Origin of the sequence: Haloglomus irregulare (genome assembly GCF_007421925.1) — an archaeon.
Lineage (GTDB): Archaea > Halobacteriota > Halobacteria > Halobacteriales > Haloarculaceae > Haloglomus > Haloglomus irregulare.
In genome coordinates, this window is record NZ_QMDX01000001.1 from 84,629 (window position 1) to 107,213 (window position 22,585).

Here is a 22,585-nt window from a genome sequence, read left to right on the forward strand (position 1 = left end):
ATCCCAACAGCAGGCGTACGACCGCGGTATCACCATCTTCTCGCCGGACGGCCGGCTCTACCAGGTGGAGTACGCGCGCGAGGCGGTGAAGCGCGGCACGGCGAGCATCGGCGTCCGGACACAGGGCGGCGTCGTCCTCGTGGTGGACAAGCGCATCCGCTCGCCGCTGATGGAGCGTGACTCCGTCGAGAAGCTCCACAAGGCCGACGACCACGTCGGTATCGCCAGCGCGGGCCACGTCGCCGACGCCCGTCAGCTCATCGACATGGCCCGTCGCCAGGCGCAGGTCAACCAGCTGCGCTACGGCGAGCCCATCGGCGTCGAGACGCTGACCAAGGAGGTCACCGACTTCATCCAGCAGTACACCCAGGTCGGCGGCGCGCGGCCGTTCGGTGTCGCCCTCATCGTCGGCGGCGTCGAGGACGGCGAGCCCCGCCTGTTCGAGACCGACCCCTCGGGCACCCCCTACGAGTGGCAGGCCCTCGCCATCGGCGCCGACCGCGGCGAGATCGAGGAACACCTCGAGGAGCACTACGAGGAGTCCGCGGACCTCGACGGCGGCATCGGGCTCGCGCTCGGCGCGCTCGCCTCCGTCAACGACGGCTCGCTCTCCCCCGAGACCATTGGCGTCGCCACCATCCCGGCCGACACCGCCCAGTACGAGGACCTCAGCGACGCGCAGGTCGAGTCCCACCTGGACGAGAACGGCCTGCTCGAGACCGGCGAGGGGGAGGAGTAGGCCCCCGGTCCGGGGCCGAACACGGGTCCGGACCGTCCCGCAGCTCCCGCGACGGCCGCCCCCTCGTTTCCATCCTCTGATTACAGTTCGGTTCGAACGACGGGTTGAGACGAACTGAACGCCGTGTAACCAGCGTACCTCGAGTATAACCGCGGAAACGTCATTCCGCGGTGACGGTCGTATCGTTCCAGTCCTCGGCGAAGGCGACGAAGTTCCGGAGCACGCGCAGTCCGGTGTCGCCGGACTTCTCGGGATGGAACTGTGTGCCCATCACGTTGCCGCGCTCGGTGGCGGCGATAGCGGCGAAGTCGAAGCCGTAGTCACAGGCGGCGACGGTGTGGTCGGCGACGCTGGAGCCGTACGAGTGGACGAAGTAGGCGTAGTCGCCGTCTGCCTGTGGCGTCTTCGACGCCACTCCGTCGACGATGGGGTGGTCGCGCTCGACGGTCAGCTCGTTCCAGCCCATGTGGGGGACCTTCACCTCGTCGCTGGGGAGCCGCTCGACACGGCCGGGGATGAGGTCGAGGCCGTCGATGGTCTCGCCTTCGGGGGCACCTTCGGTGGACTCGGTGAACATGAGCTGGAAGCCCACGCAGATGCCGAGGACGGGGGTGTCGGCGGCGGCCTCGACGACGACGTCGCGGAACGGCGCGAGGTTGCGGACACACTCGCCGAACGCGCCGACGCCGGGAAGCACGAGGGCGTCGCTGGCGGCGATCTCCGCCGGGTCGTCGGAGACCGTCACCGTCGCGTCGGCGCGCTCCAGGCCGCGCTGGAGGCTCCGCAGGTTGCCGACCCCGTAGTCGATGATGGTGACCTGCACGCCCGACCGTGGGGGGCCGCCGGATTTAGGAGTTGCCGTCCGGGCGTGGCGCCCGCCCGATGAGCGACGCCGCGACGGGCAGCCCGGCCGCGAGCGACAGTCTGACGGTCGGCGCGTCCGTCGCCGCCGCCCACGCCATGTACGCCTCGCGCGAGGGAAACGCCCGTACCTGCGGACAGACCGCGCCGTAGACCTGCTCCGCGGTCGGGTCACCGGTCGTCGGAGCGTCGGCCGCGACCCCGAACGAAACCACCGCCCCGGACGGCGCGACGTCGACCGTGCCGTCGTCCGAGACGTACAGGTCGATGGGCGTGCCGCCGGGACTCACCGTCTCGATGTCGATGGCCGACTCCCGGAGCCGTGCCAGGACGAGCCCGTCGTAGAAACACTGGAACTGGTACGTGTCGTCCCCGGCGGTCGCTCGGTGTGGCGAGGGGCCGTCGGTGTGGCAGAGGTCGGCTGGGTCGATGGCGCCCCCCGCCGCCGCGCGGGTCGCGTCGGCGAAGTCGCCGAGGGTCTCGACCCTCTCGACCCCGTAGAACGCGGCCGCGGTCGCGGCCAGGTCCGCGGGGAGCGTCCCCGCCAGCACCGGCTCGTCGAGCCAGCGGTCAGCCGGAGTCGCGGTGTCGTACTCGGTCGTGGCCCGCTGTCCTCCGTCCGCCCTCCGGGCGGTCGTCCCGCCCTCGGTGGTCGATGCTGTGGCGCTACACTGTTCGCAACAGTCGGCGGTCTGGTTCGACATCCACTCCCGCTTTGGAACCCGAAGCGTTTGTACTGACGAGTCCGAAGTATCGAACGAGCTTCGAATGACCGAACCATTGGAGGGAGATGCAGGGACGACCGACGCGGCGGCCGATTCGGAGGAGGGACCGCGCTGCTACTGCCCCCTCGGCGGGGTCATCGACCTGCTCGGCCGCCGGTACGCCATCCAAGTCGTCTGCGTGGTCGGGGCGCTGGAGCCGGTCCGCTACGGTGAGATCGAGACTGCGTTCGGCGAGGTGAGCAGTTCCACACTGTCGACACGGCTGACTGAGTTGACGGGGGCGGGGCTGCTGGCGCGCGAGCAGTACGACGAGATTCCCCCGCGGGTGGAGTACCGCCTGACCGACGACGGGACGGAGCTCGCGGCACGGCTCGAACCGCTGCTGGAGTGGGTCCGGGAGCGCGACGGGACGGTCGCGCGATAGGCCTGGTAGCGACGCCAGGTCGGCCGATGGCGGCGGGGTGGGGATCATCGAGCCGGGCCGGGCGACGGACGCCGTCGGACGAGTGCCGGGGAGACGCGCCGCCGACCCGCGTGCGGGGTCGGAGAGCCGCGGGACTCAGTCGAACAGCCGCTCCACGTCGGCGACCGAGTCCAGCACGTGGTCGGGGGTCACGTCGCCCCCGCCGACGGCCCCGTCGCCGTCGACGCCCGTCCGGACCAGCGCGGTCGTCATGCCCGCGCGCTCGCCGAACGCGATGTCCGTGTCGAGCCGGTCACCGACCATCAGACAGCGGTCCAGCGGGACCCCGATGGCCTCGCGCGCCATCCCGACGGTCTCGGGGGCGGGCTTTCCGAGCACGTGGTCCGGGTCGCGCTCGAGGACCCCCGCGACCGCGCGGATCATGGCCCCCGACCCCGGTGCCATCCCGTCCGCGGTCGGAATGAGGACGTCCGGGTCCGTCCCGATGAACGGACAGCCGTCCCGGCCCGCGTCGTACGCGTCCGCGATGCTGTCGTAGTCGAAGCCGCGGTAGAACGAGACGACCAGGGCCTCGCACGCCTCGGGGTCGTCGGTGGTGTGGAGGTCGGCCGCGGCGAACTGCTCGCGCAGCCCCGACGCGCCGACGACGTACAGCCGGTCGTCGGCGTGGTGGTCGCGGAGATACTGCGTGGTGACGGTTCCGGCGGACAGCACCTCGTCGGCGGTGGCCGTGATGCCCATGCCGGCGAGGCGCTCGACGTACGCGGCGCGGTCCTTGGTGGGGTTGTTCGAGCAGAACAGCAGCGAACAGCCCCGCTCCCGGAGCCGCCCGACCGTCTCGGGCGCGCCCGGTATCGGTTCGCCGCCGCGGTAGACCGTCCCGTCGAGGTCGAGGACGACCCCCTCGAAGTGCATACCGGGCGTTGGACCCGTCGAGTCAGGAGTCTACCGGTCGCGGCATGTGGACTCAGACGAGGCCACGGACCGCGACCGCCGCCAGTGTCGGCAGCCCGAACCCGAGCGCCACGGCGAGCAGCGACAGCGGCGTCGCCGCCGCGACCGGCGCGAGGACGCCGAACAGGACCAGCGCCGCGCCCCAGCAGACCAGCACCAGCCCGCCGAAGTAGAGCCCCAACTGGAGCGCCCGGACGAGCGAGCGTGCCGTCAGGCCGGCGAGGGCTCCCCCGAGGACGAGGCCGCTCCCGGGGGGAATCGCGGGAACGAGCGCCGTGGCGAGCACCGCCACCAGCCCGAGGGCGAACGCGCCGAGCGTCAGCCCACCCTCCCGCCGGTCGCGGACCGCCGTCAGGGCCGCGGGTGTCAGGTAGCTCACTCCGCCCCCCCGTCGGCCGGGACGAACACCAGCTCCGTCCGCCCGGCCGACGCCCGTGCCATCGACTTGTACTCCCCCGCCGCCCACTCGTCCAGCTGGCTGTGGTATCGCGGCGAGTACGGGTTCCCGGACTGGCCGCCGGGGATGACCCCCGAGGACTCGCCCTCGGTGACGACCATCCGCCACGAGGAGCCAGCCTGCGTCGACCGCTGGGAGCGGAAGTTCGAGACGGTGTAGGCCGAGCCGTCCATCCCGCGCCCGGGGAAGTCGAGGAACTCGAGCGGGAACGGATGCTCCGCGTGCAGCCGGTTGTAGTCGCCGTAGGTCTCCCAGCCCTCGCGGTCGATCTCCGCGACCGCGCGACGCAGCGCACGCGCGGCGATGTCCGCACGGCGCTCGCGGTCCCCGGTCCGGACGTCGTCGAACCAGCGCGAGTCGGCCGGCAACCGCGCGAGGGTGTGGTCCTTCGGGAAGTAGGACTCGTCCAGCCCGCGCGAGCGGAACTCGTCGCCGAACGTCGCGTTCCGGTAATGCTCCAGCCAGCGGGCGTACAGCAGGGCCGCCCGGGAGTCACGGGTCATGTTGCGGTCCCAGTCCTTGAGGCGGTCGGCCGCCGCGCGGGTCTCGGGGGCCATCTCCCCGGTCGCGTCCGCGACGACGGGGAGGAGGTCCGCGGCGGCCTCGCTGCGGACGTCGCGCTGCATCCGCCGGACGTACTCGGCGGTGATGGGGCGGTCCGAGGTCGCGCGCTGCTCCAGCAGGTCGTTGATGCGTTCCCCCCGGTAGGGGTCCGCGTAGCGCGGGCTGTGGGCGATGTAGAACGGCGGGTCGTCGGTCGTACGCTGGTTGGCCGTCGCCAGGTAGTCCGGGTTCCGGACCTCGGGGACCGCGTCGTAGTCGTGGAACGCCGACCAGTTCGTCCGCCCGTACGGCTCGAAGCCGGGCCACTCCACCCGCGCGGCCGACCCGTCGAACACGCGGTCCCCGGTGACGCTCCGGTTCCCGACCTGCCGGACCGGGTAGCGCCCGGTGAGCCGGAAGTAGGTGCCGCCGTCCCGGATGTCCGCGGCGACGAAGTTCTGCGTCGGCGAGTCGAACCGACGCATGATCTCGCGCACCTCGTCCAGATCCGTCGCCCCGTTCAGCTCGTAGATGGCCACGGATTCCCGCGTGTCGCCGAGCCCGACCCAGGAGACGGCCACACCGGTCTCGCCCTGTGGCGTCTCCCGCGAGAGGAAGGGGCCGTGCACCGTCCGGCGGATGCGGACCGTCCGGTCGCGGCCGTCCTTCACCGGGATGGTCTCGTTGTGCGTCTCGAACTCGCGGGTCTCGCCCCTGTAGCGGTAGGTGTCCGCGGACGGGCGGTCGTAGCGGTAGAGGTCGGTCTGGTCGGCGCCGACGTTGGTGAAGCCCCACGCGATATCCTCGTTCGCGCCGATGACGACCGTCGGGACGCCCGGGAAGGCGACCCCGCGGACGTCCATCGCGTCGTCGCCGTCACCGCGCACCCGGAGGTGCTGCTCGTACCAGACCGACGGGACGGTGAGCGAGAGATGCGGGTCGTTCGCGACGATGGGGCTCCCGTCCTCGGTGTGCCGCCCCGCGACGACCCAGGAGTTCGACCCCAGGCCGGGCTCGGACTGGTGTGGCCGGAGTTCCTCGTAGAGTCCCTGGAGCCCGGCGTCCGCGTCGCCGGAGACGAGTTCGGGCCGGGGCTCGCCGACCGCGTTGCGCTCGCCACCGACCGCCGAGTCCACGATGGCCTCGTCGTGGTCGAGCTGGTCAGGATAGAGCGCCGCCACCTCGTCGGTCCGGTCGGGGAACGCCCGGCGGATGCTGCGCCCCCGGAGGTCGCGGAAGTCGCCGGTCAGGTCCCAGGCGATGAGCTTCCCGACGATGAGCGTGTCCTGTGGGGTCCAGCGCGTCGGCTCGTAGTCGTTGGCGCGGAACTCGAACGGCGTCGGGCGCGCGTCGATGTAGCGGTTGACGCCGGCGCTGTACGCGCGGACGCCGTCACCGGCCTCGGTGTCGCGGATGCGCCGCCAGGAGGCGTTCGCCGCGTCCGCGAACCCCATCTGCCGGTGGAACCGGTCCGACTCGACCGCCCGGGCGCCGAAGGCCGCCGAGAGGTTCCCCGACATCAACCGACGCTGGAGGTCCATCTGGAACAGCCGGTCGCGGGCCTGGACGTAGCCGACCGCGAACGCCAGCGCCTGTCGGTTGGAGGCGTTGATATGCGGCACGCCCGCATCGTCGTACTGGACCGTGGCGTGTCCGTACGGGTTCTCGACCTGCCGCGGGCCACCGAGGTCCGCCACCCGTGAGGCGACCGACCCGTCGTTGGCGCCGTAGGCCGGCCCCCATGCCGCCCCCGAGGCCGGCGCCGACAGCGTCAGCAGGGAGCCGCCGCCGACCGCCGCCGACAGCAGCACCGCCAGACAGAGGACCGAGGCGACCACACCCGCGAGGTCGGATGCCATACTGCCGGAGGGCGGTCGGCTCCCGAATAAGTGTTCGTGTGGTGGGGCCGCACGGTCGGGGGGTTCACGTCGCCCGGCGTTGCCGGGGACGTGTGGTCGTCCTCACCGCCTGCGGGACCCCCCGATACGTCGGCAGTCGCGGGACGGCTCGGCTACGCGGTCCTCATCGTCGGGAGCCCGTCGCTCGGCCTCTGGATCGAGTCGGTCCGGTTCGGCCGCGCGAGCGGCCCACGCCTGCTCGCTGACGCCCTCCAGGTCCTGTTCGTGGTCGCGGGGACCGTTCCCGTCCACGGCGGGACCGTCGCGCTGCTCTACGAGTGGTCGTCGACGCCCACGCCCGCGGGAGCGCCTGACACGCCCCTGGCAGCCCCGGCCCGGGCGCGCGCCCCGACCGATCGATGACCGAGGGTCATCACCGACCGAGGTGGGCGGGGAGTTCGAGGATGCTCGCGGAGAGGTCTCCGCCAGTGCCAGGGCCCGGGTATCGATGCGATACGCCCCGGAACGGCACGGTAGCACGAAGCCGTCGTGCCGGTCACTCCTCGGCGGCGAACTCGAACCCCTCGACCACGCGGCGGGGGTTCTCGTCGTCATCGTCCTCGTACTTGTAGACGACATCCGCCTCCTCGTCCCGCGTCGCGCCGTGTGAGCCGTCACAGAACGGCTGGTCGTCCGACAGTCCACACCGACAGATGGCGATGGTGCCACCCTGGTCCGCCAGGTCGTCCTCGTCGAACACGTCCGGGCCGTGCTCCTCGTGGGTCACTTCACGTGCCATACTGACACACTGACACGGGACACGGAAGTAGGTTCTCCGGGACGGGCGTCACTCCTCGTCGGTCACCAGTCGCTCGACGACCCGGCGCTCCCCGTCCGGACCGTCCGGGTAGCGGTACAGACGGCCCTCCGCTTCGTCGAGGGTCGCACGGTGCGAGCCGTCACAGAACGGGAACTCGGGCGAGAGTCCACAGCGACAGACGGCGATATCGCCCTTCTCCGGGTCGATGTCCGCGTCGGTCAGAGTCGCCGGACCGTCGGCTTCGTGGCGGACCTCTCGGGCCATGGTCGAACCCCGGCTCCGAACGGAGATAAGCGCCGGGGCGCTCAGTCGTCCGGTTCGAACGTCGGCGCCGGGTGGTCGTCGTCGGTATCGATGAACCCGGAGAGGGACACGTCGTCGCCGATGTCGACGTGCTCGCCGACGATGCGGGCCATCACGCGGGCGTCGCCGAGGTCGACCACGACGACCTGGTACCCTCGCTCCTGGAACCCCTCCGGCGGGACGTTGATCGTCGTCTCCGTGTAGACGGTCCCCGTCGTCGGGAGCTCGACGGTGGTCAGGTCGCGGCCCCCACACTCCTGGCAGGCGCCGCTCGGAACGCCACCGACGTGGTCGCAGTCGTTGCAGGACTGGCCAAGCAGCTGCCCCTCGCGGACGGCGGCGGCCCAGTCGTGATACGACAGCGTCTCCGGCAGCTCGATGTCGTCCTGGGCGCTCATGCGCGACCCTCCATGACGGAGACGACGGTGGTCGCGGCGTCGCCCCCGAGGTTGTGCGCCACGCCGCACTCGACGCCGCTGAGCTGATGGTCGCCGGCCGTGCCCCGGAGCTGCTTGGTCAGCTCGACGATCTGTGCGGTGCCGGTCGCGCCGATGGGGTGGCCCTTGGCCTTCAGCCCGCCGGAGGCGTTGATCGGCATCTCGCCGTCGCGGCGGGTGCGGCCCTCGGCGGCGGCGATGCCGCCCTGGCCGTCCTCGACCAGCCCGAGGGCCTCGCTGGCGAGCACCTCGGCGCCGGTGAAGCAGTCGTGGACCTCCGCGAAGTCGACTTCGTCCGCGGTGACGGCGGCCTGGTCGTAGGCCGTAGTGGCGGCGTCGCGGGCGGCCTGCGTCACGTGCGGGGTGTCCTTGTCGGCGAGCGGGACCACGTCCGTCGCGTGGCCGACACCGGTCACGTCGACGGGGGCGTCGAACGAGTCCGCCAGGTCGTCGCTGACGACGACGACCGCGCTCGCGCCGTCCGAGAACGGGCAGCAGTCCATCAGCCGGAACGGGTCGGCGACGACCGGACCGTCGAGCGCCTCTTCGACGGTCGTCTCCTTCCCGAAGTGGGCCTTCGGGTTGAGCGAACCGTGGCCGTGGTTCTTCACCGCGACGTGGGCGAGCTGCTCCTCGGTGGTGCCGTGCTCGTGCATGTGGCGCTTGGTGAGCAGGGCGAACACCGCCGGGAAGGTGAGACCGGTCGGCTGCTCGTACTGGCGGTGCGAGGCCGACGCGAAGATGCGCGTCATCGCGTCCGTGTCCAGCCCGGTCTCGGGCGTGCAGCGCTCGACGCCGCCCGCCAGGACGACGTCGTGGCGCCCGGACTCGACGGCCTCGACCGCGTTCTTGAACGCGTTCGCGGAGGTGGCACAGGCGTCCTCGTACCGCTGGACCGGCTTGCCCGCGAGCCCGACGTGGGTCGCGACCTGTGGTCCCAGGTGCGTGACGTTCTCCGTCTGGCCGCCCATCGCGTTGCCGAAGTAGAGCGCCTCCACCTCGTCGGGCCCGACCCCGGCGTCGTCGAACGCCGCGAACGCGGCCTCGCCGAACAGCTCCTGCATCGGTGTGTCGTGAACGCCGAACTTCGTCATGCCGGCGCCGACCACGCTTGCTCGTGTCATCTACCCGTGGGTAACGATGGCACGCGTAATGAGTGACACGTTCCACGGTGGCCCCCTGACGAGGGCATCGGCGGCGTGCTGGGCGGCCGATGCGGGGCTCAGCGCCGCTGTCGGCTCGACCGGACGCCGCCGTCGCCGGGGAAAACGAGGTAGACCAGCGCCAGCCCCGTCAGCAGCCCCACCAGCATCGCCACGCCGGTCTGCCAGAGCGGGACACCCCCCTGGAGCGTGATGAGCCCCGCCGAGAGCGAGACGAACAGCACGATGCCGATCTTGATGCGGAACGCCGCGTCGGAGCGCTCCTCGTCGGAGACCGGGCCGACCACTATCAGCCCTCCACGGCCGTGCTGACGTGCATCCCGGCGAACAGCCACGCCGGCTCCGGGTCGTCGCCCGCCGCACGGACCAGCGTCCCCGACCAGCGCGTGTCGAACTCGTACCGGATGGACCGCTCCGTGTCCGTCCATGCCATGAACACGTCGTCGGAGAACCAGGCGTGGTCCCCGCGCGCCTCGACGACGAGCCGGTCGGAGTCGGCGACCCAGTCCGTCGTGATCTCGGTCTGCGACCGGAGGCCTGCCTCGACGGCCTCGTAGCCGGTCAGTCGCTCGCCGACGCCGAACTTCACCGTGGTCGGCGCCTCGCGGAAGTACGGATACAGCGGCGCGCCGTCCCGCAGGTCCTGGTAGTACGCCCGTACGACCGCGGCCGCGCTCCCGGCCGGCGGGTCCGCGGGTGCGACCGTGGCATCGTCCTCGTCCATACGGGTCGCAAGCGTGGGGGCACCTTACGGCTACTGGAACGCGGCGGCCCCCGCCCGGGGCCTTCGAACCTTTTAATCGCCACGCGGAGGTGAAACGGGTATGGACACGGCCGAACGCGCCGCGCTGGTGGCCCGCCACACGGAGGAGGTGGTCACCGAGGACGAACTGGAGACGCTCCTCGCGGAGACGGCAGAACCGACGGCGTACATCGGCTACGCCCCGACTGGGGAGATGCATATCGGTCACTTCACGACGATCCGCAAACTCGCGGACTTCATCGACGCCGGGCTGGACGTGACCGTGCTCGTCGCGGACCTCCACGCCCACCTCGACGACGAGAAGTCACCGTTCGAACTGCTCGACGCCCGTTCGGAGTACTACCGGCTCGCCATCGAGGGGATGGTGGCGGCGGCCGGAGCCGACCCGGACGCGGTCAGCTTCACGCGGGGGACCGACTACCAGCTCGAGGAGCCGTACACGCTACAGCTCTACCGACTGCTCGCGGACACGACCATCTCGCGGGCCCAGCGCGCGGGCAGCGAGGTCGTCCGCCAGTCCGACAACCCGAAACTCGGCGGGCTGGTCTACACGCTGATGCAGAGCCTGGACGTGGCCGCGCTCGACGCCGACATCGCGTACGGGGGAATCGACCAGCGGGGCATCTACATGCTCGCCCGCGAGGAGCTCCCGGACCACGGCTTCGACAAGCCGCTCTGCGTGTTCGCGCCGCTGCTCTCGGGGCTCTCGGGCGGGAAGCAGTCCAGCAGCGACCGCGCCTCCGGCGTCTTCCTCACCGACGACGCCGACACGGTCGCCGAGAAGATCGACGGCGCCTACTGCCCCGCCGGCGAGGTCGCGGACAACGGCGTGCTGGAGTACCTCCAGCGGCTCGTCTTCCCCGTCCTCGCGGTCCGGGACGACCCGCTCGTGGTGGAGCGCCCCGAGGAGTACGGCGGCGATCTCAGTTACGACGCGTACGGGGAGCTGGAGTCGGACTTCGTCGCCGGCGAGCTCCACCCGGCGGACCTGAAGCCCGCCGCGGCCGCCGCCATCGACGACGTCATCGCGCCGGTCCGCGAGCGTCTGCTCGACCACCCCGAGGTGCTGGCCGAGGCCTACCCGGAGACCTGGGGCTGAGCCGGCGGCCGGCGGTCCCTCGTCGGCCCGGGCTCTCCGCACCGGTATCCATCCGGTAACACGGCCGCAACCTGGGTGCAGTCGATGTGACCCGCTTCCCTCGATGTCAGCGAACCAGTAAGTACGCGGGGGGCGTAACCGCTAACGCGATGAAAGCAGCACTCACGATAGAATCTCGTATCGGGACGGAACCCACCCGAGCGGAGGGCGGCCGGTGAACGGGTTCGTCCCGCAGGGCGGCCCCGCACTGTCCGAGTCCGCGGGCGCGGGCGATTCCCCCTCGCGCGGCTCCTGTTCGGCGGCGTCCTCGCGTTCATGGGGCTCAACCACTTCCTGAACTGGGAGGACATGACCGGCTACGCCGAGATGAAGGGCCTGCCCGCGCCGGCGCTGTCCGCTGCCGCGTCGGGTGCCATGCTCCTCCTCGGTGGCGTCGCGGTCATCACCAGGGTGTTCGTCGTCCTCGGGGCCGGCGCACTGGCCGCCTTCCTGCTGGCCTCCGCCGTCGTCATGCACGACTTCTGGACCGTCGAGACCCGCAGCAGCGCCAGACCGAGATGACGCAGTTCCTCAATAACGCGACGCTGGCCGGCGGGGCGCTTGCCTTCCTGGCCCTGGCCGCGGCGCCGTGGCCATACGCGCTCGACCTCGGCGTCCTCTGAGGCGGTCCCACTCCCCGGGACACCGGGGCGACCGGCCCGCTTTTGCCGGCGACGCTCCAGACCGCGAGCATGGAGTTCGATCCGGAGGCGGAGTCGATGTACCGCTGGCTGAGCGGCGCGGTCGTCCCCCGCCCCATCGCCTGGGTCTCGACCGACGGCCCCGCCGGCCGGAACCTCGCGCCGTACTCCTTCTTCAACGTGATGTGCGTCGCGCCGCCGATACTGGCGTTCGCCCCCGGCCGCACCCCCGACGGGGACCGGAAGGACACCCTCCGGAACGTCACCGAGCGCGGTTCGTTCGTCGTGAACCTGGTCCCGACCGGCCTCGCGGAGCCCATGGTCGCGACCGCGGCGACGACCGGCGACGACGAATTCGGTCTCGCGGGGGTGACGGCCACCCGCGGCAGCGCCGTCGACGCCCCGCGCGTCGCGGAGGCACCTATCGCCTTCGAATGCCGGCTGCACGACACGCTGGACCTCGGGTCGAACACCGCCACGTTCGGGCGGGTCGTCCGCTTCCACGCCGACGAGGAACTGCTCGTCGACGGGAAGCTCGACACCACGCGGTTCGACGCGCTCGGTCGCCTCGCGGCCGACTACTACTGCACGACACGGGACCGGCTCGAGGTCCCGCGACCCGACTGAGAACCTGTCAACCGCGGGGGTGTTCCGCCCGTTCGAGCCGCGCTGATCCGGGTCGGACCGTGACGGAATCGCGGGACGTCGGCCGTTTTGGGCACTGACACGGGATAACACACGCCAACGGCCAGCGTCGGACGCGCGTCGTATTTGAAGCCCGGACATGGAAAGCACCACACATATTATGGAGGCATCTACAGGATTGAGTATGGCTCACGTCTGCAGGAACTGCAAGCGGACCTTCAGCACGGAACTCGAACTCGAACTCCACCGGGATACCTGTGAGGCAGCCTCCCAGCTCGTCTGCCGGGAGTGCGGCGAGAAGGTATCAGAGCGACGGGCGACACGGGACGGCTGGACCTATCGGTGCCCGAACGACGACTGCGACGGCTCCGGACTCGGCGACGACCTGCACAAGGCGGACGATTTCTCGGTTGCCTCCTCCGGGCTCCGATAACACGCGACCGACGAGCGACCGGTCGGCCGCGGCCCGCTACAGGTCCTACCACGTCGCTCGGCGCCGCCGATGATCTCCCGACAGTAGTCAGTTCTCGTCGGGTGTACTCCATCTGAACCGACAGTCGCGGATACGGGTCCGTTGTATCGTCATCGTCCGAGCGCCCGGACCGGCGGGTCAGTCACCGGTCGTCCGTGCCACCCGGTCGAGTCGCTCCAGCGCCCGGCGGCAGACGACGGCGTACGGCGCGGCCGCCAACGGCAGCTCGAACGCGGCAACCGGCTCCGAGCCGTCGTGGACCCGGTGCCCGGTGGCCGGGAGCCGGGCCACATCCCACGTCCAGCGGCCATCGGCACAGCTCGTCACCTCGAACGGGAGCCGCAGTCCGCCGACGGTGGTGACGTGACCGGTCGACCCGCGCTCGACGTACCGGTCCTCGCAGTCGACCGCGCGGACGGTGGGTCCCCAGTCGGGCCAGCGGCGCGTGTCGCGGAACGCGCGCCAGACCGCGGTCGCCGGCGCGCGGGTCCGGCGGGCGACGACGAGCCGGCGGCCGTCCGGGGTGTGTTCGATGCCAGTATCCACGGCGGGTCGGGGACAGGGACTGTGGCCGTATCAACCCCCGCGCTGGCGACACGGGGGCATGGCACCAGTCACGGGTCCGACTCCCGGGCCTCGTCCAGCCAGGGCGGTGGCGAGACCTCGACCTCGTCGATGGCGTAGGTCCGCAGCCGGACGTCCACGATGAGCGTCCCGTTCCCGCGTTCGACGGCCGCCTGGTAGCTCAGCCGGCGGACGACCCCGTCCTCGTCGACGACGAACCCGGCGTCGAAGTCGGTGACGTTCCCCGGGTCGATGGACGGCCCGAGCAGGTTCCGGAACGCCGACCGGTCGACCGACGCCGCCCGGTAGCCGTAGAAGGTCCCCGCGTCGGTCTCGGTGACGTTCGCCGCCCCGTAGGAGACGTTCGTCAGCGCCGGGCTGATAAAGGAGATACCGGTGAACGTCCGGGGCTGGAGCGGCGCGTCGGTGACGTTGTAGCTGACGTTCCCGTCCGGGGGGGTCACCCGGGTGTAGCGGGTCCCGTCAGCGAGGTATGTCGTCCGCTCGACCCGCTCGGAGTCGTTGACCGCGACCAGTGCTCGCTCCCCGGCGAGGTCGACGCTCTGGAGCTGCTGGACCGACTCGGTCCCGTCGTCGGCCAGCACGGTCCCGTTGATGCCGACGATGAACGAGTCCCGTTCGAGCAGCCCCTCCGTGTGCGCGATGCCGGCCGCGGTCGCGTTCTCGACCCCGTCCGCACCGTAGCCGGCGGGGTACTCCGTCGTCGGCGTCGGCGAGGGCGTAGCGGTCGCGGTCGGTGTCCCCGTCGGCGTCGGCCCGTCCGGCTCCGCCGTCGGGGTCCCACCGCCACCGAGGAACGAGCAACCGGCAGTCAGCAGCAGCGCCGCCATCATACCGGCGAGCAGCGGGCGACTCATACGTCGCCCCGTGTGGAGAGGGGCCTCCTATGCGTTTCGGTCCCACGTCGCACATCGCGCCGGTAGCGGCCCGGAAACGGGCGAAAACGGGCGTCGAGTTGCCAGTCGGAGCCGGTCAGCGCTCCCGTGCCCACTCCGGTCGCTCGACCGGCGTCCGGTCGATGCCGGCGACGGCGAACGGGACCCCGTAGTTCCCCGTCCGCCCGTCGGCCTCGACGGTCGCCCGGTACCGGAGCGAGCGGATGACGCCCTCCGGGCCGACGGTCAGCGCCACGTTCCCACCGGTGACGTCCTCGGCCGAGAGCCGGTCCGAGAGGAGCGCCCCCGGGTCCCCGATGGCCGACATCCGGAGCCGGAAGAGCGTCTCGCCGTCGCGTTCGACCCGCTCGATGGAGTCGCAGCGCACCTTCGTCAGCGCCGGGTCGACGTGCTGACGACCGGCGAACGCGGCGGGCGGGAGTTCCCCGTCGATGCTCCCGTAGGTGGTGCCGGCGCGTTGCTCCCGGACGTACTGGGCCCCGTTCGCGTAGAACCGGGTCCGCCGGACCGCGCCCGACCCGCGACTCCCGCCGGCCGCGACGACGGTGTCCGTGAGCGCCCGCGGCTCGCCCGGCGGGACGAACTGCAGGACCGTCACGGTGCGGGTGCCGTTCGGGTCCCGGATGGTCGCGTTGTAGCCGAGACTGACGTTCCCGGTCGCGAGCACGCCCTGCAGGTGGCCGTTCCGCGCCGCTGTCGCGTTCGTGATGCCCCCGTCGGCGTAACCCGCCGGGGACGGGGCCGGCGCGGTCGTCGGTGTCTCCGTCGCCGTGGGGCTCGGCTGCGCCCCCGTCGACGTCCTCGCGTCGAACAGCGAGCACCCCGACGGGAGCACGAGCAGTCCCACCGGGACCGCCGCGACCTGTCGTCGCATGGCCGGACCTGCGAGTGTCGCGAGTAGAATCCCGTGACTCGGTAGCGTGGCGCCCGGGTACCCACCTCAGTCCCCGGCCGTCCCGTGGACGGCCGTGTCCGGGTTGAACTCCTTCCAGGCGAAAAAGAACAGCGGCGAGACCTCGTTGGCTCGTGGGAGGGTCACGCCCTCGTGAGGGCCGTCGACCGCCTGCCCGTCCGCCACCCGCCAGCGGGAGCCGGCCGCACGGAGATGCGACTCGTCGGCGCGCTCGAACGGTGTCGCCTCCCCGTCGACCCGCCGGACGTAGGCGACCAGCGTCCCCTCGCCCGTCGCCGCCACGACCACCGGCAGATCGCCGACACGGTCGTTCACGACGCCCGCCTCCTGGACGAGCGACAGCGGATACGCCACCGCCTCGCCCCCGTCCGTGACCCCGATGACCGTCGTCTTGGGGTGGAGCGCGCCCTCGTATTCCCCGCCGAGGCCGATGCGCTCGTCCGTCCGGTAGGTGCCGTAGGGGTATCTGTCGTAGTTCGAGGGCCCGGCGTCGCCGACCGTCCCGGAGTCGGGCGGCGGCCGGAGGACGACCGTCTCGGGATGGGTCTCGCGCCACTCCCCGAGCGTGGTGAGCGTCGAGGGCACCAGCTCCAGGGTCTCGCCCGTCCGCGGCCCACGGATGGCGGTGGCGGCGACCTGGCTCCAGAAGCTGTCCGTCGCCGCGTCGTACATCACCAGGTCGTTCCGGAACAGGAGTCCCGACACGCCGAACGTCGTTTCCCGGCCGTCGACCCGGCGGACGGCGGTGAGCGCGCTCCCACAGAGCGGGCAGTATGTCACCAGCAACGGCCCGTCGCCGCCCTCGGCGGTCGGGAAGCTGTCGTTCACTACCTCGTGTCGGACGAGCAGTTTCAGCGGATAGGCGCGGGCCTCGCCGGCGCGGGTCACCCCGATGACCCGGTCGTCGGCCGAGAGCCGGGGCCGGGAGGTGTACGACCCGACGTTCATATTCACCTCCATCGAGATGCCCGACCAGTCCTCGCCGAAGACGGGGTCGACGATGGCCGCGATGGCGTCGCGGGCGGCGCCGCGCTGGAGCTCCGAGCGCGGGACGGGCACATCGACCCCGTTGACCGAGCGCCGCTCGGGGGTCGCCGTCGGCGTGGTCGTCTCCGACCCCTCGTCGCCGGGGGCGCCGGCATCGCCCCGCTCGCCGCAGCCAGCCAGGGCCGCGACCCCGCCACAGCAGGCGGCCAGCAGCGACCGGCGGCGAAGTTGCATATCCGCTAGCTGTGCTGGACTTCACATCACGACATCGGGCTCGTGTGTGGTCGACTCACAGTCGCGGCGGGGTTTATATCCGCGCGACGGCTCCGTTCGACCATGCGACGTCGCCGTCTCCTCGCGACGCTGGGCTCCGGAGCTGCGGCGGGCCTCGCTGGCTGTCTCTCGGTCGGCAGCGGCGACCCCGGCTCGACCGGCGAGGACTACGACGGGCCGACGCTGCAGGCACTCGACGTGGAGGGCTCGCCCGGCGGCCCGGTTCCGGTGTTGCCGGACCGGCCGGCGCTGCTCGACTTCTGGGCGACCTGGTGTGCGCCCTGCAAGCCACAGATGGCCGAACTGCGGTCGGTCCGCGAGTCGGCCCCGGACGCCCACATGCTCTCCATCACGAACGAGGCCGAAACCGAGGCCGTCCGGGAGTTCTGGCGCGAGTACGAGGGGACCTGGGCGGTCGCACAGGACACCGAACTCCGGACGAACGAGCGGTTCGGCGTGACACGCGTCCCGACGCTGCTCGTCTTCGACGCCGACGGCGAGGAGGTGTGGCGCCACGTCGGCCTCGCGGCGGCGGAGACGGTGGCCGAGAAGCTCCGCGAGGCCGGCGCCGCTGGGGGCTGATGGAGCCGGTCTCCGTCGGCCGGCTGGCGTTCGCGTTCTCGGCCGGCGTCGCCACCTTCTTTGCCCCCTGTGCGTTCCCGCTGCTGCCCGGCTACGTCGCGTTCTACCTCGGCCTGGGCGACGGGGGCGACGGACCCGAGGGCGGGCCGGCGTCGACGCTGCGGCGCGTCGCTCGCGCCACCGCGGTCGGCGTGTTCGTCAGCTTCGGCTTCTTCCTCGTCTACGGCGTCCTCGCGGGCATCGCCGCCGCGGTCGGCGCGAGCGCCCTGCGCGATATCGCCGTCCTCGAACTCGTCGTCGGGGGGCTGCTGGTCGTGCTGGGCGCCGGCCTCGCCGCCGGGGTCCTCCCCGACCTCCACGTCCTGCTGCCCGAGCGCCGCCGAACCGTCGGCGGCTACGTCGCCTTCGGGGTCGTCTACGCCGTCGCGGCCGCCGGCTGCACCGCGCCCGTCTTCATCGGCCTCGCGCTGGTCGCGCTCGGCGCCGGCCCCGTCGGCGCCGCGCTCGTCCTCGGGACGTACGCGCTGGGGATGGCGGTGCTGATGGTCGCCGTGACACTGCTGGCGGCGCTCGGCCGCGCGGGCCTGCTCCGGCGGCTCTCCGCGGGGACGGGCCGTGTCTCCCGGACCGCCGGCGCGCTCCTCGTGGTCGCCGGCCTCGCGCAGATCTACCTCTACGTCTTCGACTTCGACCCGCTGGGCGGGCTCCGGGCGCTGGGGCTGGTCTGAGGGGGCGGCGGTGGCCGGCGGGCGGGTCGCCGGAACAGGGATGCCGGAAGCGCCTGTGTCCCGGATATGGACCACGGCGGCATCGTCTTCTTCCGCAGCGAGTCGCTCGACCGGACGGTCGCGTTCTACCGGGGTTTTGGCTGCGAGACGTGGCGCGAACAGCCCGACTGCACCATCCTCGACTTCGAGGGGTTCCGGGTCGGGTTCTGCGACCGCTCGCCGGCCGAGACCGAGGGTATCCTGACCTTCGTCGTCCCCGACCGCGGGGCAGTGGACCGACTGGCCGACGACCTCGGCGACGCGCTCGTCGAGGGGCCGCGGTACAACGACACCTACGGCATCTACCAGGCCTTCGCCCGCGACCCGGAGGGCCGCACCGTGGAGGTCCAGTGCTTCGAACGGTGAGTAGGGGGCGTATCGACCACGTAACCGTTCGCAATGCCCGTCTATCATGATATACGGTGTATCGAGGAGATATGGCCGGCGTATCCGACGTATCCGGCGAGCCGTGGCTTGAAGCCGCCGACGGTCGGAACACCGGTATGGACACGACAGACACCGCGGGGATGCCGGAACTGGTTGGGATGGTCCATCTGCCGGCGCTCCCGGGCGCGCCGGGGTTCGATGGCGACCGCGAGGCGCTTCGGGAGCGGGCCGTCGCCGACGCCGAGGCACTCGTCGGGGAGGGCATGGACGCCGTCCTCGTCGAGAACTTCGGGGACGCGCCGTTCCATCCCGACGCGGTGCCGCGGCATATCGTGGCGGCGATGACGACACTGGTCGACGCGGTCGGACGCGCGGTCGACGTGCCTGTCGGCGTGAACGTGCTCCGGTCGGACGGGCCGGGCGCGATGGCCGTCGCGGCCGCGGCCGGGGCTTCGTTCGTCCGCGTGAACGTCCACGCCGGCGCCCGGCTGACCGACCAGGGCGTCGTCGAGGGGCGGGCCAATGAGACGCTACGTCTCCGCGACCGGCTGGACGCCCCGGACGTGCGCGTGCTCGCGGACGTCGGGGTGAAGCACTCCGCGGCGCTGGCCGAGCGCCCGCTCCCGGCGGTCGCGCGGGAGACGGTCAAGCGTGGCGGCGCGGACGGGGTGGTCGTCTCCGGGCCGGCGACCGGCGAACCGGTCGACCGCGAGCGACTGGAGACGGTCGGAGCGGTGGCCACGGAGACGGGCGTCCCGCTGGTCGTCGGGAGCGGTGTCACGCCTGACTCCGTCGCGACGGTACTGGGCATCGCCGACGCCGTCATCGTCGGGACGGCACTGAAGCGCAACGGGGACCCGACGGCACCGGTCGAACGCGAGCGGGTCGCCGAACTGGTGTCGGCCGCACGGCGCGACTGAGGCGCGGGCCACGCGGGGCCTCGGCCACAACGTTCACTCGAGGGGCGGCTCTCGGCCCGAACGATGGTCGCATTCGGGAACTCGCTCGTCCTGTTCATCGTAACCCTCCTCATCGGAGGGCTCGGTATCTACGTCGGCGCCAGCCTGGTGGCCGGGAGCCGCGACTACGGCCACGCCGTCGTGACGGCGGCGATCGGCTCGCTCGTCTGGGGCATCACGTCGTTCCTCTTCGGCGGGGTACCCGTCCTCGGACCGGTACTGGTGTTCCTGGCGTATCTCGCCGTCATCAAGTGGCGCTACGGGGCCGGCTGGATCACCGCCGCCGGTATCACGCTCGTCGCGTACGTGACCGTGCTCGTCGTCCTCGCCCTGCTGTCGAACCTGGGCGCCGGTATCGTGTCGGACATCCCCGGCATCCCCGGCGTCTGAGGCGTCGCCGGCGTCGTCTCCCGCTACTCGTCCGCGTCGCTCCCGCCGCCCGCCAGCCCCGTCAGCGCGTCCAGCCCGGCCGCCAGCGCGTCGCCGGCGAGTCGCGCCGGGCCGTCGGGATGGGTTGGGTCCGCGAGCCGGGTGGCCGGCGTCAGGTCGACCGTCTCGGGGCCGAAGGCGTCGGCCAGCGAGACCGCCGCCGTCGCGAACGGGTACTGCACCTCGCCGGGCGAGGCCGGGTCGGTCACCGCGGCGAGGCGGCCGACGCGGCCGAGCGCCAGCAGCTGTGCCGGCAGGTCCACGTCGTCGGCGCCCGGCCAGCCGAGTTCGGCCCGGACCAGGTCCGACGCGCGGCCGATGGCGCCGACCGCACCGAGGTGGCCGGCGCCGATGACCGCCTTCGCGGCCTTCGCCGGCTCCCCGCTCACCACGACCGGACCGACCTGCGCGACGGCGCCGTCGCCGACGCTGACGACCCAGCCCGGCGAGTCGTACTCGTAGCGGTCCAGTCGTGGCTCGAACCCGTCGTCGCCGCCACGAATCAGCCGCCGTATGTTGGCCGCCGCCACCCGTGCCTCGCGGAGCGCCGTCTGTGCGGCCGCCGGGACCGCCTCACCCGAGGCGTCGACGACCCGGCCGGCGTCCCCGACGACGAACGTGCCGTCGCCGGCGCGGAGGTTCGCCCGGACCTCGTGGCGATCCCCGTCGGTCGCGTCCGGGCCGCGGATACCGCCGGCCCAGACGAACGTGTCGTAGCCGAGCGCGCGGCCGTCGGCCAGGTGGACGGCGTCAGTGTCGGCGGACTCGACCGTCGCGCCCGTCTCGAGGGCGACATCCCGGGCCCGGAGTTCGTCGCGGACCGCGTCGGCGAACGGCTCGTCGAACCCCGGCGCGATGCGGTCGGCCATCTCCACGACCGTCACGTCGAGGTCGAGGGTCTCGGCGTCCGAGAGCGCCGCGAGCTCGCCGGCGACCTGGATGCCCGACAGTCCGCCGCCACCGACGATGGCCTCGCCGCCGGGGGCGTCCAGCGCGTCCCGGCGGATGGTCTCGGCGTGACGGAGCCGCTTCAGCGGCGTCGCGTGCTCCTCGACACCCGGCAGACCGTAGAACGCCGTCTCCGCGCCGAGACAGACCGCCGCGTAGTCGTAGTCGAGCCGCTCCGCGCCGCCGTCCGCGGCGTCGAGCGTCGCCACCCCGGCCTCCGGGTCGACGTCCGTGACACGTGCCCGCCGCACCTCGGCGCGGCCCAGCACGTCCGCCAGCGGGACCGTGATGACCTCCGCCAGGTCGGGATGCCGCACGACACGGTGGAGTTCGTGCTGGACGAGATGGGTGTCGGACTCGTCGACGACGGTGATGTCGACGTCGTCGGGGAGCCGGCGCTCCAGTCGGCGGGCGACGGTCAGTCCCGCGTATCCGGCGCCGAGTACGGCAACGTGCATACGCTCCGTTCGGGCGTGGCCCCCAAAGCCCCACCGACACGCCGTGGGAGGTTTCTCGCCGGCGCCACAGCCCCCGACCATGACCGACCACAGGGCGTACCCTTTCGGCCTCGCGCCGGCCGTCGTCGTGCTCGCCGTGGGGCCGGCGCTCGCGGTCGGGTTCCCGTCGCCCGTCGGGGTCGACCCCGGGCCGGGCCGCTATCTCGGGATACCGGTCGTCGTCGCCGGCCTCGCGTTCGCCGGGTGGGCCGTCCACACGTTCGCGGTGGCCGAGGAGCCACCCTCGCACACCCGCGAGCCGGGGACGCTCGTCACCGACGGGCCGCTGCGGTACAGCCGCAACCCCATCTACCTCGGGACCGTCGCCGCCGCGCTCGGCGAGGCGCTGCTGTCCGGCTCGGTCCTCCTCGCGGGCTACGGCCTGGCCCTCTGGGCCGTCTACCACGTCGTGGTGGTCCGCCGCGAGGAGCCACACCTCCGGGCGGCGCTGGGGGAGGCGTACGCCGACTACTGCGAGCGGGTCCCGCGCTGGCTCTGAGCCGCCGGGGGCGCCACGCTTTCGCCCTCGCGCCGCCGAGGGGTCCGCATGGGCTACCACCACATCGACCCGGACGACCTCCCGGCGTCACCCGACCACCCCTGTGACCGGCGGTCGGTCACCGAGGCCACCGAACTGGCGCAACTCGCGCTCGCCGTCTACACCATGGAACCGGGCGAGCAACTCCCGACGACCTACCACTACCACGAGCAGCGCGAGGAGGGCTTCTACGTCGCCCATGGCACGCTCGTCGTCGAGACGCCGGACGGCGAGTACACCGTCGACCCGGGCGAGGTGTTCGTCGCCGAGCCCGAGAGCCCCCACCGCGCTCACAACCCGGCCGCCGCCGACGGGCCGGTCCGGGTCGTGGGAACCGGTGCCCCGGCGTTCGACATTGCGCGCCCCTACGACCCCGACACGGGCGGTTCCGGTGGGTGATCAGCCCTCGTCTGGCTCCTCCACCGCCTCCCGGAGTTCGACCAGGTGCGACTGCACCACCGACAGCGTGGCGTCGGCGTCGGCATACCCCTGCTCGTACTCGGACAGCGCCAGGTCCACGTCGTCGACGAACGACTCGACCGCGGCACGAAGGTCCTCGTCGTCGTCCTCGGTCATACGACAGCCGAAGCACGACCCGGGTTTGGCTCCTGTGGTGTGCGTGTTCCGATACGACCGCGCCAACGGTCCGGATGCTGCCCGTTCTCCCCTGTTACATCGCGTATCTCGACGGTATCCGGGAGGAGCACACCCGTACGGGCGGGCAGAGGGGCCGTGGTTGCCCCTGTCTCGGGTGAGCGCAGCGAGCGAGGGCCGCGCCGGGGCTTGGCTCCGGCTGAACGTCCGAACGCCGGCGGGGTCGCGGGCGAGGCCCGCGGGTTGATGACCGGCCGGCGGAGCCGGTCAGCTGGCTCCCGCAGTCGCTTGCAGTTCGGAGCTGGTC

The 22,585-nt window shown here is 72.0% G+C and carries 30 protein-coding genes and 1 pseudogene; 14 read left to right on the top strand and 17 right to left on the bottom strand.

Features of this window, described 5'->3' with window-relative positions; genetic code table 11:
* A partial coding sequence (gene psmA, locus DP107_RS00490; RefSeq protein WP_144260773.1) for an archaeal proteasome endopeptidase complex subunit alpha occupies positions 1–739 on the top strand: 739 nt, incomplete at its 5' end.
* A gap of 160 nt (positions 740–899) precedes the next feature.
* Here psmA and hisH read toward each other — a convergent pair.
* Both hisH and merB read right to left on the bottom strand, forming a co-directional pair.
* Entirely contained in the window at positions 900–1,562 is a 663-nt protein-coding gene (gene hisH / locus DP107_RS00495) for an imidazole glycerol phosphate synthase subunit HisH (protein ID WP_144260175.1), read from the bottom strand.
* Between the two features lie 25 nt (positions 1,563–1,587).
* The gene (gene merB, locus DP107_RS00500) at positions 1,588–2,304 is read right to left on the bottom strand and encodes an organomercurial lyase (RefSeq protein ID WP_144260176.1); all 717 of its coding nucleotides are present in this window, start codon (positions 2,302–2,304) and stop codon (positions 1,588–1,590) included.
* 64 nt (positions 2,305–2,368) lie between these two features.
* On the opposite strand from merB, the gene DP107_RS00505 reads away from it, so the two are divergent.
* Entirely contained in the window at positions 2,369–2,749 is a 381-nt protein-coding gene (locus DP107_RS00505; protein ID WP_185977108.1) for a winged helix-turn-helix transcriptional regulator, read from the top strand.
* Positions 2,750–2,884: 135 nt separating this feature from the next.
* Here DP107_RS00505 and DP107_RS00510 read toward each other — a convergent pair whose 3' ends face one another.
* Genes DP107_RS00510 through DP107_RS00520 form a run of 3 tightly spaced genes read right to left on the bottom strand, consistent with a single transcriptional unit; the run spans position 2,885 to position 6,562 of the window.
* Positions 2,885–3,664, bottom strand: a complete 780-nt coding sequence (locus DP107_RS00510) for an HAD-IIA family hydrolase (protein WP_144260177.1) — start codon at positions 3,662–3,664, stop codon at positions 2,885–2,887.
* Positions 3,665–3,716: 52 nt separating this feature from the next.
* Positions 3,717–4,082 (bottom strand): hypothetical protein, encoded by a 366-nt coding sequence (locus tag DP107_RS00515; RefSeq protein ID WP_144260178.1) that lies wholly within the window; start codon positions 4,080–4,082, stop codon positions 3,717–3,719.
* Positions 4,079–6,562, bottom strand: a complete 2,484-nt coding sequence (locus DP107_RS00520) for a penicillin acylase family protein (RefSeq protein ID WP_144260179.1) — start codon at positions 6,560–6,562, stop codon at positions 4,079–4,081. The genes DP107_RS00515 and DP107_RS00520 overlap by 4 nt, the downstream gene beginning before the upstream one ends.
* Positions 6,563–6,652: 90 nt before the next feature.
* Between DP107_RS00520 and DP107_RS00525 the strand changes: the two genes are divergently transcribed.
* Positions 6,653–6,964: a hypothetical protein gene (locus tag DP107_RS00525; protein ID WP_144260180.1), complete on the top strand. Its 312-nt coding sequence runs from the start codon at positions 6,653–6,655 to the stop codon at positions 6,962–6,964.
* 133 nt (positions 6,965–7,097) lie between these two features.
* On the opposite strand, the gene DP107_RS00530 is transcribed toward DP107_RS00525, so the two are convergent.
* The 6 genes from DP107_RS00530 to DP107_RS00555 all read right to left on the bottom strand — a co-directional run bounded on the left by DP107_RS00530 (position 7,098) and on the right by DP107_RS00555 (position 9,988).
* Entirely contained in the window at positions 7,098–7,340 is a 243-nt protein-coding gene (locus DP107_RS00530; RefSeq protein ID WP_144260181.1) for a CDGSH iron-sulfur domain-containing protein, read from the bottom strand.
* Positions 7,341–7,388: 48 nt separating this feature from the next.
* Positions 7,389–7,625 (bottom strand): CDGSH iron-sulfur domain-containing protein, encoded by a 237-nt coding sequence (locus DP107_RS00535; protein ID WP_144260182.1) that lies wholly within the window; start codon positions 7,623–7,625, stop codon positions 7,389–7,391.
* Between the two features lie 41 nt (positions 7,626–7,666).
* On the bottom strand, positions 7,667–8,062 hold the full coding sequence (locus DP107_RS00540; protein ID WP_144260183.1) for a Zn-ribbon domain-containing OB-fold protein: 396 nt from the start codon (positions 8,060–8,062) through the stop codon (positions 7,667–7,669).
* A complete protein-coding gene (locus DP107_RS00545; RefSeq protein WP_185977109.1) occupies positions 8,059–9,225 on the bottom strand; it encodes a thiolase C-terminal domain-containing protein in 1,167 nt (388 codons plus the stop codon). The genes DP107_RS00540 and DP107_RS00545 overlap by 4 nt, the downstream gene beginning before the upstream one ends.
* Before the next feature lie 98 nt (positions 9,226–9,323).
* Positions 9,324–9,551 (bottom strand): hypothetical protein, encoded by a 228-nt coding sequence (locus DP107_RS00550; RefSeq protein ID WP_144260184.1) that lies wholly within the window; start codon positions 9,549–9,551, stop codon positions 9,324–9,326.
* A 2-nt stretch (positions 9,552–9,553) separates the two neighbouring features.
* Complete coding sequence (locus DP107_RS00555) at positions 9,554–9,988, bottom strand: nuclear transport factor 2 family protein (protein WP_144260185.1); 435 nt, start codon at positions 9,986–9,988, stop codon at positions 9,554–9,556.
* Between the two features lie 100 nt (positions 9,989–10,088).
* Here DP107_RS00555 and DP107_RS00560 point away from each other — a divergent pair, with 100 nt between their 5' ends.
* The 4 genes and pseudogenes from DP107_RS00560 (at position 10,089) to DP107_RS00575 (ending at position 12,884) form a co-directional block, all read left to right on the top strand.
* A complete protein-coding gene (locus DP107_RS00560; protein WP_144260186.1) occupies positions 10,089–11,126 on the top strand; it encodes a tyrosine--tRNA ligase in 1,038 nt (345 codons plus the stop codon).
* Positions 11,127–11,417: 291 nt separating this feature from the next.
* Positions 11,418–11,788, top strand: a pseudogene (locus tag DP107_RS00565) (DoxX family membrane protein).
* Positions 11,789–11,857: 69 nt separating this feature from the next.
* Positions 11,858–12,433 carry a flavin reductase family protein gene (locus DP107_RS00570; protein ID WP_144260187.1) on the top strand — a complete coding sequence of 192 codons (576 nt, stop codon included), beginning with the start codon at positions 11,858–11,860 and terminating at the stop codon, positions 12,431–12,433.
* 202 nt (positions 12,434–12,635) lie between these two features.
* Positions 12,636–12,884 (top strand): HVO_2901 family zinc finger protein, encoded by a 249-nt coding sequence (locus DP107_RS00575; RefSeq protein ID WP_144260188.1) that lies wholly within the window; start codon positions 12,636–12,638, stop codon positions 12,882–12,884.
* A gap of 177 nt (positions 12,885–13,061) precedes the next feature.
* On the opposite strand, the gene DP107_RS00580 is transcribed toward DP107_RS00575, so the two are convergent.
* From DP107_RS00580 to DP107_RS00600, 4 genes are all read right to left on the bottom strand, one after another.
* On the bottom strand, positions 13,062–13,469 hold the full coding sequence (locus DP107_RS00580) for an SRPBCC family protein (protein ID WP_144260189.1): 408 nt from the start codon (positions 13,467–13,469) through the stop codon (positions 13,062–13,064).
* A gap of 68 nt (positions 13,470–13,537) precedes the next feature.
* A complete protein-coding gene (locus DP107_RS00585) occupies positions 13,538–14,365 on the bottom strand; it encodes a DUF7537 family lipoprotein (protein WP_185977110.1) in 828 nt (275 codons plus the stop codon).
* A 115-nt stretch (positions 14,366–14,480) separates the two neighbouring features.
* Positions 14,481–15,278, bottom strand: a complete 798-nt coding sequence (locus tag DP107_RS00595; RefSeq protein ID WP_144260192.1) for a DUF7537 family lipoprotein — start codon at positions 15,276–15,278, stop codon at positions 14,481–14,483.
* 66 nt (positions 15,279–15,344) lie between these two features.
* On the bottom strand, positions 15,345–16,538 hold the full coding sequence (locus tag DP107_RS00600) for a DUF3179 domain-containing protein (protein WP_144260193.1): 1,194 nt from the start codon (positions 16,536–16,538) through the stop codon (positions 15,345–15,347).
* 102 nt (positions 16,539–16,640) lie between these two features.
* On the opposite strand from DP107_RS00600, the gene DP107_RS00605 reads away from it, so the two are divergent.
* From DP107_RS00605 to DP107_RS00625, 5 genes are all read left to right on the top strand, one after another.
* The gene (locus DP107_RS00605) at positions 16,641–17,159 is read left to right on the top strand and encodes a TlpA family protein disulfide reductase (protein WP_144260194.1); all 519 of its coding nucleotides are present in this window, start codon (positions 16,641–16,643) and stop codon (positions 17,157–17,159) included.
* Positions 17,159–17,887 (top strand): cytochrome c biogenesis CcdA family protein, encoded by a 729-nt coding sequence (locus DP107_RS00610; RefSeq protein ID WP_144260195.1) that lies wholly within the window; start codon positions 17,159–17,161, stop codon positions 17,885–17,887. Before DP107_RS00605 ends, DP107_RS00610 begins: the two co-directional genes overlap by 1 nt.
* Positions 17,888–17,953: 66 nt before the next feature.
* Positions 17,954–18,292, top strand: a complete 339-nt coding sequence (locus DP107_RS00615; RefSeq protein WP_144260196.1) for a VOC family protein — start codon at positions 17,954–17,956, stop codon at positions 18,290–18,292.
* Between the two features lie 137 nt (positions 18,293–18,429).
* Positions 18,430–19,233: a BtpA/SgcQ family protein gene (locus DP107_RS00620; RefSeq protein ID WP_144260197.1), complete on the top strand. Its 804-nt coding sequence runs from the start codon at positions 18,430–18,432 to the stop codon at positions 19,231–19,233.
* A gap of 63 nt (positions 19,234–19,296) precedes the next feature.
* Positions 19,297–19,662, top strand: coding sequence for a hypothetical protein (locus tag DP107_RS00625; protein ID WP_144260198.1), 366 nt, complete (start codon positions 19,297–19,299; stop codon positions 19,660–19,662).
* 23 nt (positions 19,663–19,685) lie between these two features.
* On the opposite strand, the gene DP107_RS00630 is transcribed toward DP107_RS00625, so the two are convergent.
* Complete coding sequence (locus DP107_RS00630) at positions 19,686–21,107, bottom strand: NAD(P)/FAD-dependent oxidoreductase (RefSeq protein WP_144260199.1); 1,422 nt, start codon at positions 21,105–21,107, stop codon at positions 19,686–19,688.
* A gap of 79 nt (positions 21,108–21,186) precedes the next feature.
* Between DP107_RS00630 and DP107_RS00635 the strand changes: the two genes are divergently transcribed.
* Both DP107_RS00635 and DP107_RS00640 read left to right on the top strand, forming a co-directional pair.
* A complete protein-coding gene (locus tag DP107_RS00635; protein ID WP_185977111.1) occupies positions 21,187–21,645 on the top strand; it encodes a methyltransferase family protein in 459 nt (152 codons plus the stop codon).
* A 48-nt stretch (positions 21,646–21,693) separates the two neighbouring features.
* Positions 21,694–22,083, top strand: coding sequence for a cupin domain-containing protein (locus tag DP107_RS00640; RefSeq protein ID WP_144260201.1), 390 nt, complete (start codon positions 21,694–21,696; stop codon positions 22,081–22,083).
* Here DP107_RS00640 and DP107_RS19695 read toward each other — a convergent pair whose 3' ends face one another.
* Complete coding sequence (locus DP107_RS19695; protein ID WP_185977112.1) at positions 22,084–22,260, bottom strand: hypothetical protein; 177 nt, start codon at positions 22,258–22,260, stop codon at positions 22,084–22,086.
* Positions 22,261–22,585 lie beyond the last annotated feature (325 nt).

Coding starts and splice junctions, on each gene's coding strand:
- merB (WP_144260176.1), bottom strand. CDS start 2,304: ATGTCGAACCAGACCGCCGACTGTTGCGAACAGTGTAGCGCCACAGCA.
- DP107_RS00575 (WP_144260188.1), top strand. CDS start 12,636: ATGGCTCACGTCTGCAGGAACTGCAAGCGGACCTTCAGCACGGAACTC.
- DP107_RS00545 (WP_185977109.1), bottom strand. CDS start 9,225: ATGACACGAGCAAGCGTGGTCGGCGCCGGCATGACGAAGTTCGGCGTT.
- DP107_RS00505 (WP_185977108.1), top strand. CDS start 2,369: ATGACCGAACCATTGGAGGGAGATGCAGGGACGACCGACGCGGCGGCC.
- DP107_RS00570 (WP_144260187.1), top strand. CDS start 11,858: ATGGAGTTCGATCCGGAGGCGGAGTCGATGTACCGCTGGCTGAGCGGC.
- DP107_RS00530 (WP_144260181.1), bottom strand. CDS start 7,340: ATGGCACGTGAAGTGACCCACGAGGAGCACGGCCCGGACGTGTTCGAC.
- DP107_RS00595 (WP_144260192.1), bottom strand. CDS start 15,278: ATGCGACGACAGGTCGCGGCGGTCCCGGTGGGACTGCTCGTGCTCCCG.
- DP107_RS00615 (WP_144260196.1), top strand. CDS start 17,954: ATGGACCACGGCGGCATCGTCTTCTTCCGCAGCGAGTCGCTCGACCGG.
- DP107_RS00630 (WP_144260199.1), bottom strand. CDS start 21,107: ATGCACGTTGCCGTACTCGGCGCCGGATACGCGGGACTGACCGTCGCC.
- DP107_RS00640 (WP_144260201.1), top strand. CDS start 21,694: ATGGGCTACCACCACATCGACCCGGACGACCTCCCGGCGTCACCCGAC.
- DP107_RS00540 (WP_144260183.1), bottom strand. CDS start 8,062: ATGAGCGCCCAGGACGACATCGAGCTGCCGGAGACGCTGTCGTATCAC.
- DP107_RS00620 (WP_144260197.1), top strand. CDS start 18,430: ATGGACACGACAGACACCGCGGGGATGCCGGAACTGGTTGGGATGGTC.
- DP107_RS00610 (WP_144260195.1), top strand. CDS start 17,159: ATGGAGCCGGTCTCCGTCGGCCGGCTGGCGTTCGCGTTCTCGGCCGGC.
- DP107_RS00560 (WP_144260186.1), top strand. CDS start 10,089: ATGGACACGGCCGAACGCGCCGCGCTGGTGGCCCGCCACACGGAGGAG.
- DP107_RS00600 (WP_144260193.1), bottom strand. CDS start 16,538: ATGCAACTTCGCCGCCGGTCGCTGCTGGCCGCCTGCTGTGGCGGGGTC.
- DP107_RS00635 (WP_185977111.1), top strand. CDS start 21,187: ATGACCGACCACAGGGCGTACCCTTTCGGCCTCGCGCCGGCCGTCGTC.
- DP107_RS00555 (WP_144260185.1), bottom strand. CDS start 9,988: ATGGACGAGGACGATGCCACGGTCGCACCCGCGGACCCGCCGGCCGGG.
- DP107_RS19695 (WP_185977112.1), bottom strand. CDS start 22,260: ATGACCGAGGACGACGACGAGGACCTTCGTGCCGCGGTCGAGTCGTTC.
- DP107_RS00605 (WP_144260194.1), top strand. CDS start 16,641: ATGCGACGTCGCCGTCTCCTCGCGACGCTGGGCTCCGGAGCTGCGGCG.
- DP107_RS00520 (WP_144260179.1), bottom strand. CDS start 6,562: ATGGCATCCGACCTCGCGGGTGTGGTCGCCTCGGTCCTCTGTCTGGCG.
- DP107_RS00510 (WP_144260177.1), bottom strand. CDS start 3,664: ATGCACTTCGAGGGGGTCGTCCTCGACCTCGACGGGACGGTCTACCGC.
- DP107_RS00535 (WP_144260182.1), bottom strand. CDS start 7,625: ATGGCCCGAGAGGTCCGCCACGAAGCCGACGGTCCGGCGACTCTGACC.
- DP107_RS00625 (WP_144260198.1), top strand. CDS start 19,297: ATGGTCGCATTCGGGAACTCGCTCGTCCTGTTCATCGTAACCCTCCTC.
- DP107_RS00585 (WP_185977110.1), bottom strand. CDS start 14,365: ATGAGTCGCCCGCTGCTCGCCGGTATGATGGCGGCGCTGCTGCTGACT.